12 protein-coding genes, 1 tRNA gene and 1 pseudogene are annotated in these 10,021 nt (G+C 51.6%); 6 read left to right on the top strand and 8 right to left on the bottom strand.

Features of this window, described 5'->3' with window-relative positions:
• A pseudogene (locus QZL66_RS07865) lies at window positions 1-597 on the top strand (cell division protein FtsH); the annotation flags it as partial.
• 100 nt (window positions 598-697) lie between these two features.
• Here QZL66_RS07865 and QZL66_RS07860 read toward each other — a convergent pair.
• The 5 genes from QZL66_RS07860 to QZL66_RS07840 form a co-directional block, all read right to left on the bottom strand.
• Window positions 698-1,285 carry a hypothetical protein gene (locus QZL66_RS07860; RefSeq protein WP_022411179.1) on the bottom strand — a complete coding sequence of 196 codons (588 nt, stop codon included), beginning with the start codon at window positions 1,283-1,285 and terminating at the stop codon, window positions 698-700.
• Between the two features lie 42 nt (window positions 1,286-1,327).
• A complete protein-coding gene (locus tag QZL66_RS07855) occupies window positions 1,328-2,227 on the bottom strand; it encodes an NAD(P)H-hydrate dehydratase (RefSeq protein ID WP_022411178.1) in 900 nt (299 codons plus the stop codon).
• A 185-nt stretch (window positions 2,228-2,412) separates the two neighbouring features.
• Complete coding sequence (locus tag QZL66_RS07850) at window positions 2,413-2,676, bottom strand: hypothetical protein (RefSeq protein ID WP_022411177.1); 264 nt, start codon at window positions 2,674-2,676, stop codon at window positions 2,413-2,415.
• Window positions 2,666-2,824, bottom strand: a complete 159-nt coding sequence (locus QZL66_RS07845; RefSeq protein ID WP_293601997.1) for a hypothetical protein — start codon at window positions 2,822-2,824, stop codon at window positions 2,666-2,668. The genes QZL66_RS07850 and QZL66_RS07845 overlap by 11 nt, the downstream gene beginning before the upstream one ends.
• A 72-nt stretch (window positions 2,825-2,896) precedes the next feature.
• The gene (locus QZL66_RS07840; RefSeq protein WP_022411176.1) at window positions 2,897-3,367 is read right to left on the bottom strand and encodes a GNAT family N-acetyltransferase; all 471 of its coding nucleotides are present in this window, start codon (window positions 3,365-3,367) and stop codon (window positions 2,897-2,899) included.
• A 501-nt stretch (window positions 3,368-3,868) separates the two neighbouring features.
• Between QZL66_RS07840 and QZL66_RS07835 the strand changes: the two genes are divergently transcribed.
• Genes QZL66_RS07835 through QZL66_RS07820 form a run of 4 tightly spaced genes read left to right on the top strand, consistent with a single transcriptional unit; the run spans window position 3,869 to window position 6,396 of the window.
• Window positions 3,869-4,285: a MerR family transcriptional regulator gene (locus tag QZL66_RS07835; protein ID WP_022411175.1), complete on the top strand. Its 417-nt coding sequence runs from the start codon at window positions 3,869-3,871 to the stop codon at window positions 4,283-4,285.
• A 27-nt stretch (window positions 4,286-4,312) separates the two neighbouring features.
• Complete coding sequence (locus tag QZL66_RS07830; RefSeq protein WP_022411174.1) at window positions 4,313-5,056, top strand: carboxymuconolactone decarboxylase family protein; 744 nt, start codon at window positions 4,313-4,315, stop codon at window positions 5,054-5,056.
• Between the two features lie 4 nt (window positions 5,057-5,060).
• Entirely contained in the window at window positions 5,061-5,903 is an 843-nt protein-coding gene (locus QZL66_RS07825; protein WP_022411173.1) for an aldo/keto reductase, read from the top strand.
• Between the two features lie 16 nt (window positions 5,904-5,919).
• Window positions 5,920-6,396: a flavodoxin gene (locus QZL66_RS07820; RefSeq protein ID WP_022411172.1), complete on the top strand. Its 477-nt coding sequence runs from the start codon at window positions 5,920-5,922 to the stop codon at window positions 6,394-6,396.
• Window positions 6,397-6,524: 128 nt separating this feature from the next.
• On the opposite strand, the gene QZL66_RS07815 is transcribed toward QZL66_RS07820, so the two are convergent.
• From QZL66_RS07815 to QZL66_RS07805, 3 genes are all read right to left on the bottom strand, one after another.
• Window positions 6,525-7,418 carry a zinc ribbon domain-containing protein gene (locus QZL66_RS07815; protein WP_022411171.1) on the bottom strand — a complete coding sequence of 298 codons (894 nt, stop codon included), beginning with the start codon at window positions 7,416-7,418 and terminating at the stop codon, window positions 6,525-6,527.
• A gap of 31 nt (window positions 7,419-7,449) precedes the next feature.
• Window positions 7,450-8,583 carry a zinc ribbon domain-containing protein gene (locus QZL66_RS07810; RefSeq protein ID WP_022411170.1) on the bottom strand — a complete coding sequence of 378 codons (1,134 nt, stop codon included), beginning with the start codon at window positions 8,581-8,583 and terminating at the stop codon, window positions 7,450-7,452.
• A 171-nt stretch (window positions 8,584-8,754) separates the two neighbouring features.
• A tRNA-Pro gene (locus tag QZL66_RS07805) sits at window positions 8,755-8,831 on the bottom strand.
• Between the two features lie 262 nt (window positions 8,832-9,093).
• Here QZL66_RS07805 and QZL66_RS07800 point away from each other — a divergent pair.
• Window positions 9,094-10,021 (top strand): SPFH domain-containing protein (locus QZL66_RS07800; RefSeq protein ID WP_293601993.1); only part of this gene is annotated, 928 nt, incomplete at its 3' end.

Below are 10,021 nucleotides of genomic sequence, written 5' to 3'. Positions count from 1 at the left end.
TCCAATAAGGAAAAGCTCACAGTCTCCTACCACGAAGTGGGACACGCACTGGTGGCTGCGCTCCAGACCCAGTCCGCACCGGTGCAGAAGATCACCATCATTCCCCGCACCTCCGGCGCATTGGGCTACACCATGCAGGTGGAGGAGGGCGAACACTTCCTCATGACCAAAACCGAGATGGAAAACAAGATTGCGACCCTTACCGGCGGCAGAGCTGCCGAGGCGCTGATCTTCAAGGAGATCACCACCGGCGCATCCAACGACATCGAACAGGCGACGAAACTGGCACACGCCATGGTCAGCCGCTTCGGAATGTGCGATGAGTTCGGCATGGTGACCATGGAGGCAACCCAGAATCAGTATTTGGGCGGCGATGCCAGCCTGAGCTGCTCCATGGAAACCCAGACCCGCATCGACCAGAAGATTTCCGAGATCATTCAGGAACAGTACAACCGTGCGACGGCACTGCTTCAGGCAAACACCCCGAAGCTGCACGAGATCGCCAAGTACCTCTACGAGCACGAGACGATCACCGGCGAGGAGTTCATGCAGATCCTCAACCGTCCGCAAATCACGGCACAGCCCGCTGCACAATAAGAGACTGTCCTCATATTTTCCGCATAAAACTTCAAAAACCTGTTTCCCTCCGGCACACTGCCGCAATGGGAAACAGGTTTTTTGCTGCTTGGAATAAAAGTTAGAGTGTCTCTGAGGACGACACGCACTCCGTTTCTGTGGGGGTTGCCACCGGAACACCGCCCTCCTGAAAGTCTGTGAACGTCAGCACGGTGTCCATATTGTCCATCTCGAATCCGGCAAGTTCGCCGCCGACGGAGAGCCGCAGCAGGTAGGGACTGCCCTCCAGCTCACCCTCCACGGACACATAGTCCCCGTCCTTTTCGCCGGAAATGTGCTCCTGTTTCGCCAGATCGTCCACCACGAGAATCAGACTGCTCAGAATGGACTTGGCAGGCATCGCCGTCTGCGGCACAGAAAACGCCAGCCCCTGATACGATGCTGTCACCTCACCGCCGGAAAAGTCCAGCACCACCCCAGCCAGCGTTGCCGGCTCTGCAAAGCTGACGCTCCACATGCCGTCGCCCATACGGGAGAGCGTGCCGGAAACGGTCTGCTCCTCCATGTTCATGGTCATCTCCGTGGTAAAACTGCCGCTCAGCTTCTGCGCTGCGCCGGTCTCGCCGCCCACGGGACTGCTGCATCCGGAGAGCAGCACAGCTCCCACCAGCAGGAATCCGCCCATTGCACCAATTCTTCGCTTCTGCATAGAAAACGCCTCCATATTCTAGATACGAAGGGGACGTTTTTATCAGCCGGTTCCGTGCTGATCCCGAAACCGCTCCAGCCGCAGGAACACCTCCGGCAGACACGCCAGCAGATCCCGCGGCAGCATTGCCTGTTCGGAGAACTGCGCCGCTGCGGCATCGCCAGCCATCCCGTGAAGGTACACCCCGGCACACGCTGCCTCCCACGGCGAAAGTCCCTGTGCTGCCAGCGCTGCAATCATGCCAGCCAGCACATCGCCGCTTCCGCCACGGCTCATCCCCGGATTTCCCGTGGGATTCTGTGCCAGCCGGCTGCCCTGCGCCACCAGCGTTCCGGCACCTTTCAGCACCAGCGTCACAGACGGATACCTCCGGGCAAACTGCGTGGCGCATGCCGTGCGGTTTCCCTGAATCTGCCCGATGCTCTGCCCCGTCAGACGAGCCATCTCACCGGGATGCGGTGTCAGGATCCAGTCTGTCCCCATTCGTCTGTCTATACTTATGCAGTCGCCAAGGCAGTTTAGACCATCAGCATCCAGCACCACCGGACACGCCGCCTGTTCCAGCACCCACGCCACCAGTGCACGGGTGTGTTCTGTTACCCCCAGCCCGCAGCCGAGGAGCACGGCATTGGCACGGGCAAGATGCGGTGCCAGCTTCGCCTGATTCTCCCGACACCGCAAAAAACCGCCCCCGTCCGTCTGCATCGGGAGCCACATCGCCTCCGGCATTGCCGATGCAAGGCGTGCCGGATTCTCTGCGGCTGTGGCAACAGTCACCAGTCCCGCACCGCTGCGCAGGGCTGCCGTTGTGGAGAGCGCACAGGCGCCCGGCATATTGCCGCTGCCAGTGATGCAGAGCAGCCGTCCGAAATTGCCCTTCTGCGCATTCCGCTTCCGCCGGGGGAGCATAGCGCAGACCTGTTCCCATGTCAATTGTTCCATCCGTCAGACCTCCCAGAATCGTTCTGTCCGTCAGACCTCCCAGTTTCGTTTGTTTTAATATATCAAATTGGTGGAAAGAACGCAACGAAGTAGCAGTGCTGTGTTTTAGCAACCAACAAAAATTAGAAAATTGGAAATTATAATACTATGAACTATGCCTATAAGCCTACATTAAAAAACATATATCATAATGAAATTTTACCGGATTCTACATCCTGAGTAAATCTATCAACGAGTTTTTGCGTCAATTTAGATTCACCATAATGCTCAAGTACAAAATCACGATAACTTTTTCCATCTACAAGTACATCGCTTTTTTTAGTCAGCAACCAGTTGCCATTACCTCCACCCATTTCTTTGATATTCCATTCTTTACTATATTTTCTATAGACCTCATCTTTTTTGCCTTGTACAGACTTTCGATCACTTTCTACGTATCTAATTTGCATCTATAATGCCCTCCATTTCAATAAAATAAAAAAATTTTCCACGAATTCCAATTTTCCAAAGAAATCTCGCTGCTTTCCTTCCGATAACATCATACCACATTCGCCATGCTGCGTCAAGAGTTTTTTCATCATTTTCAGCACTTTCCACAACGGCATCCCCATTGGCGGAAAGCACAAACCGGCGCACAGAACAAAACGGAGCGCCGGCATTCGCCAAAACTTACAGGATATATTCCATGGTTCTCTCCTTGGTTTTCATTCCCATTTTCTCATAAAATCCTTCTGCGGAAGTGTTTCCTGCCCACACATTCAGCGTCACTTCGTAGCACTCCATCCTTTTCGCCTCCTGTTTCACATATTCGAACAGGCGCTCGCCGATGTGCTTTCCTCTTGCGGCTTTGTCAACGCACAGGTCGTCTATGAAAAGCGAGCGGAACGGCACCATATTGTTCGAAAAGGGCTGCTCCTGCAGCTGGCAGAACGCATACCCCACGCACACATCCTCCGCATTTACCGCAACATAGATGGGCTTCCGGCCATCTTTCAGCAGCGCCTGCAATTCAGAATCCGTGTATTTGGTCGTGTTCGGAATAAAAATATCCGGTCTGATATCGGCGTGGATTTGAAGTACCTGCCCCAATAATTCGATGATTCTGGGGATGTCTTTTTCTTTTGCACTTCTTATATTCATGCGATTCCCGCTCCAATTCTATTCAAATCATTTTTCAAACACTGCCATCGTTTCCTCAGAGCTTGTGTTCATAGGAAATATATGCGGATTTTCGAGCAAATTTTTTTGCAGACAAGGCAAAAATTTGCAGGCATACTTTCGTATGGCAAGAATTTTTAACGCAGTATGCAACAAAATTTGCCGAAAAGACGTAGATAGACGCCTATGAACACGAGCTCTCACTCATTTTACGGACAAAAGCGGAAACCGAGGTGGTCATGTTTCATTTTAAAGCCTCCATAAAAATGTGATTTATAATCGTATTATACTATATTTAAAATTTAAAGTCAAGAAACATCATAATTCTTTCTAAAATAACAATGGTCGAATCCAGTCCGCACTTTCCACAAGGATATCCCATATTTTTTGTGAAATACGCAGATTTTGCCGAAAACGTCTTGACTTAGAGCGCACTCTAAGGCGTATAATATTTTCAAGAAATCCGGAAAAGGAGGGATGCACATGACCATCAAAGAAGTCAGCGAACTCTACGACATTTCGCAGGACACGCTGCGGTATTACGAGCGCATCGGCATGATTCCGCCGGTCACCCGAACCCCCAGCGGCATCCGTGATTATCAGGAGAACGATCTGGGCTGGGTGGAACTCGCCAAGTGTATGCGAAGCGCCGGACTGCCCGTGGAAGCGCTCATCGAATACGTCCGGCTGACACAGGAGGGCGATACCACCATTCCGGCAAGACTCCAGCTCCTCACCGAACAGCGTGAGTCACTTCTGGAACAGCGGGCAAAGATCGACACCACGCTGAAACGGCTGGCGTACAAGATTCACCGCTACGAGGTCGCCGTGGAAACCGGCGTGCTCACATGGCCCAGCGACTGTCAGGAGGATTCCGCAAAAGGATTTGAAAAATCTTAAACATTTCAGAAACGGAGGAAGTTTCCCATGAAAAAACAAACCGCAGGCAGAGATAGTCTGGGCGATTTCGCCCCGAAATTTGCAGAGCTGAACGACGACGTGCTCTTCGGAGAGGTCTGGTCACGAGAGGACAAGCTCTCTCTGAAAATGCGCTCAATTGTCACCGTTACCGCACTCATCAGCAAGGGCATGACAGACAACTCGCTGGTCTATCACCTCACCACTGCCAGGCAGAACGGCGTGACCCGCACCGAAATGGCGGAGATTCTCACCCACGTGGCATTCTACGCCGGCTGGCCCAACGCATGGGCAGCGTTCCGCATGGCGAAAGAAGTCTACTCCGGCGACACCGAAGCAGAGGAGCACGGCGGATTCTTTGGCATGGGGGAGCCGAACGTCAGCTTCGCCAAGTACTTCACCGGCAACTCCTACCTCAAGCCCCTCACCGATTCCGGCAAGACCGTATTCGTCGCCAACGTCACATTCGAGCCGGGATGCCGCAACAACTGGCACGTACACCACGCCGACAAGGGCGGCGGACAGCTGCTGATCTGTGTGGATGGCGAGGGCTGGTATCAGGAAGCCGGCAAGCCGGCACAGAGCCTGAAGCCCGGCGATGTGGTCACCATTCCGGCAGGTGTGAAGCACTGGCACGGTGCCAAGGCGAACAGCTGGTTCAGCCATCTGGCAGTGGAATGCCCCGGCGAGAACACCTCTAACGAGTGGCTGGAGCCGGTGACCGACGAAATCTACAACGCACTGGAGGATTGAAACCATGGAATATGTTACATTAAATAACGGCGTAAAAATGCCGATTCTGGGCTACGGCGTCTATCAGGTCACACCGGAGGAGTGTGAGCGCTGCGTGCTGGATGCCATCCAGACCGGCTACCGCCTGATCGACACCGCACAGGCATACTACAACGAGGAGGGCGTAGGCGCAGCCATTTCCAAGTGCGGCGTTCCCAGAGAGGAGTTGTTCCTCACCACAAAGATCTGGATCTCCAACGCCGGCTACGAAAAGGCAAAGGCATCCATCGACGAGTCCCTGCGCAAGCTGAAAACGGATTACATTGACCTGATGCTGATTCACCAGCCTATCGGCGACTACTACGGCACTTATCGTGCCATGGAAGAGGCATATGCTGCCGGAAAGCTCCGTGCCATCGGCGTGTCCAACTTCTATCCGGACCGCTTTGTCGACCTGAGCAATTTCGTCAAGGTGCAGCCCGCTGTCAATCAGGTGGAGACCCACCCGTTCCAGCAGCAGAAGCTGGCACGGAAGTACATGGAAAAGTACGGCACACAGATCGAATCGTGGGGACCCTTTGCAGAGGGCAGAAAAGAGATCTTCCACAACCCCACCATTCAGGCAGTGGGCGAAAAGTACGGAAAGACCGTGGCACAGACCATCCTGCGCTTCCTGATTCAAAGCGGTGTCGTTGTCATCCCCAAGTCCACCCACAAGGAGCGCATGGCGGAGAACTTCAACGTCTTTGATTTTGCGCTGTCCGAGGAGGACATGCACACCATGCAGGCGCTGGACGAGAGCGAAAGCGCTTTCTTCTCTCACTACGACCCGGAAACCGTAGAATTTCTGGTTTCCTTCGGCAAATAAATTGGAGGTTTTTGAGATGTCCAAAATTTTAGTTGCATATTTTTCCGCAAGCGGTGTTACCGCAAACGCATCCAAGGCGCTGGCATCGGCATTTGATGCAGACCTGTTCGAGATTCGCCCCAAGGTGCCCTACACCCCGGCAGACCTCAACTGGATGGACAAGAACAGCCGCAGCAGCGTGGAAATGCGGGACAAGTCCTCCCGTCCGGAAATCGCTGCACCGTGCAGCAATCTGGCAGACTATGACACCATTTTTCTGGCGTTCCCCATCTGGTGGTATGTTGCACCCACGATCATCAACACATTTCTGGAGAGCAGCGACTTCTCCGGCAAGAAGATTTTCCTGTTCGCCACCTCCGGCGGAAGCGGCTTCGGCAAGACGGCTGCTGCCCTGAAAGGCAGTGCGCCGAACGCAGACATCCGTGAGGGAAAGATGCTCAACGGCGCCATCTCTGCCGACGAGCTGACCGCATGGTATCAGAAGCAGAAGTAATTCCAAATCCCCCAAAAACGCAAATGCGCATGGACACCGAATTTCGGCGTCCATGCGCATTTTTTGTGTTCCATTTTCGAATCAATAGAAATCAATGAATTCCTCATCCACCCAGCCGTAGAATTCTATTAATCTCCTATAGTATACTCCTCTGGTAACTCTGATACTTCCTTTACTTTGCCATCTTGCATAATCAAATATTTGTCATTGTTCCTATTATAAGTATAATAGGTATCACTAGGTGCTCCCTTCTCAGCATAGTACTCCAAATCATCGCAAAACTCATGAAGTGCACTAGGTACATCTTCATTGTCCCGTTTCAAATAAGGATTCATACTGGCGAAAATATCTGAAATACGATTAAATTGACTGGAATTTGTATAATAAAACTGTCCCTTTCCACTGGTAGAAATATAATCATACAGATGAGAAGCACCAGACATATCCAAATAAAGAAATACACCATCCGTATTGATACCATATCTGTCATCGTATTGATTGTCACAAAAATCAGCCGTATCAGCATCACTGCCATCCCCAATTTCTGTCGTACCAATCCACACTCCAATGTTCATATCAATTTTGTCTGCCGTATTCTGAAGTTCAGAAAAGACTTTAGAAAATTCCGAATCAGTCAACAGATTGCCTTCATCAAAAAAATAAACATTATCACACTCTGTTTGGGTCGAAAGCTCCGATGAAATAGCCGTTGTTTCGGCAATATTCTCCATTGCCATAGTCTCAGTTGATGATACTGTCTGTACGACTATAGATTCTTTCTTCGTTTTTTCAAACTTATTTTGCCTTTGTAACATTAGAAACAGAACAATAATAATTAATATAATGCAAACTGCGCCTAACACTATCGCAATTTTTTTCCTGTTCCGTTCTCGTGTTTTTTCTTTTTCAGGTTCAGAAACAACCTTTCCTTCAACTTGTTGATTTAAAAATACTGGTTCACCACATGCTTTGCAAAATTGAGAACCAACATTCAAGCGTTTTCCACATTTACGGCATTTCATGTCCTATCACGCTCTTTCCTATTTCTTCGAATCAATAGAAATCAATGAATTCCTCATCCACCCAGCCGTAGTAGTCGCCGTCGTCCGTATCCCACAGTTCGTACCACGTCACGCCGTATGACTCGCATTTGTACTTGGCGGTCACGTGCCAGCCATCGCCGAGGCTCTGCCGTACCGTGTCCTTCTCCCCGCCATTGCAGACATAATCGGTGGTATAGCTGGAAACAACGCCCTTATGACAGTCCATGGCTCCCAGTTTGTCGTTGATGGCGTATGCACTGCTGCTTGCTGCTGCTGTCGCACTTTGGGAGTTGTCGCTTCCGCCCAGCGGTGCGGTGTTCGCCAGATCATAGCCCTGCAGTGCCGGGCCGAAGTCGGCGTAATCCGCCACATCCTGCACGTTCTCCTGCGTAAAGACTTCCCTCCAGTTAATTTTCCACACGCCGTTTTCTTTCACCAGCTCAGCTGCACTGACAGACTGATATCCCATATGTCCCAAATTGGTGTAGAGCACACCGTCCTGTGAACAGAGATAGGAATGTCCGCCGGGGGATTCCTCCAGCTTTTCGATCCCCGTTCCGCTGTCATCGATTCGCCAGAACGCATAGATCGCATCCGCTTCACAGGTTCCATACTGCACGATCAGTTCATTCACACCGTCACGGTCGATGTCATACAGATAGTACTCCCGATATATCAGCTGATCAGATAATACAAACTGCTTTACGGCTCTAAGATACAGAGAATAATCCGCCGTTCTTTTCACAGCTGCCGTCTCCGCCGGTGCCTGTGTCGGCGCTTCTGTTGCCGGTGCTGCGGTAGTTTCCGCCACTGCTGCCACTGCCTCGGTGGCAGCTTCGTTTGTGGTCTCTCCGGCAGTCACCTCCGTCACGGATACCGTCTGCACTGCTGCCGACTCGCCGGATTTTCCAGCATTGTTTCGCATCCGAAACACCAGGAGCAGCACAACAGCAACCACCAGCGCCACACAGACAGCGCCCAGCACCAGCACAATCTTTTTCATCGTATTATCCTGCGCTGGTGCCTTTTCCGGAACGACCTGTCCTGGAATGGGCGGCTGCTGGGGAAATTCCACCGGTGCACCGCACTCCTCGCAGAATTGCGATCCATCCTCCAAAGGTTTTCCGCATCTGTGACAATTCATGTCCTATCACACTCCTTTTGAAAACAGTATACCATAAATTTCCGCATTTGGCAAGCCTTGCGCTGTTTTTACGCCAAAATAAAAGCTGTGCGCTCTCAGGTTTTGAAAACACACAGCCTTTGCATATCCGCAAACATTATCCGAACACTTCATTTGGAAAAAATCATGCACTGGTCGAGGTGACAGGATTCGAACCTGCGGCATCTTGCTCCCAAAGCAAGCACTCTACCAAACTGAGTTACACCTCGAACTCTTTTAGTATATCATAAATCCGTGTTTCTGTCAAGCTTTTTTCTGCTGCTTCGAAAAATACCAGCAGTATGCCGAAAAAAACAGCGGATTTTCAGCTTTTTTGCAGAATTCCAAAAAATCCGCTTGCCATATTCGTCACTTTATGCTATAATTGTCTTAATCAAAACCCAAAAAAACTGATGTTTTTTGTTGGAGATTGTTTCACTTTTTTTGCATATGATAAAACACAATACAAGCGAATTTATGGAGGTATCAATTATGGGTATTGTTCGTGCAGCAGTCGGCGCAGTCGGCGGCACATTGGCAGATTCCTGGCTGGAATTCATCGAGGCTGGTGACATGGGTCCCACCACAGTCATGACAAAGGGCGTTCAGGTCACACGCGGCAAGCGCGGCAGCAACAGCAAGGGCACACCGGACATCATTTCCAACGGCTCCCGCATTGTCGTAGGGCCAAACCAGATGATGCTGCTGGTAGACGGCGGACGCATCATGGACTACACAGCAGAAGAGGGTTACTATGAGGTCTACCTCTCCTCCTCTCCGTCCATGTTCAACGGCGAGCTGAAAGCATCCGTCAAGGAGAGCTTCGAGCGCTTCAAGTTCGGCGGACAGCCGGGAAAGTCCCAGCAGGTCTACTTCATCAATCTGCAGGAGATCCGCGGCATCAAATTCGGCACACGCAACGCACTCCAGTATTTTGACAATTTCTATAACTCCGAGCTGTTCCTGCGCTGCCACGGCACCTACTCCATCAAAATCACCGACCCCCTGAAATTTTTCATGGAGGTTGTGCCCCGCAACGCATCGCACCTGAACTTCGAGGAGGTCAACGAGCAGTTCAACGCCGAGTTCCTGACGGCGCTCCAGACCGCCATCGGTCAGATGTCCGAAAACGGCGTGCGCATCTCCTCCCTGCCGTCCAAGAGCATGGAACTCTCCAAGTACATGGCATCGGTACTGGATGCCGACTGGACACAGGCACGCGGTCTGGACATCAGCTCCGTGGGTATCGCAAGCATCAGCTACGACGACGAGAGCAAGGCGCTCATCAACATGCGCAATCAGGGTGCAATGATGTCCGACCCCACAGTACGGGAGGGCTATGTGCAGAGCTCCATCGCCAAGGGCATGCAGGCTGCCGGCTCCAACACCGCCGGGGCCGGTCAGGCATTTATGGCAATGG

It is taken from the genome of Ruminococcus sp. CAG:330 (assembly GCF_000437175.1).
In the GTDB taxonomy this organism is placed as follows: domain Bacteria; phylum Bacillota; class Clostridia; order Oscillospirales; family Ruminococcaceae; genus Ruminococcus_C.
This window is presented reverse-complemented; position numbering and strand designations above follow the sequence as displayed.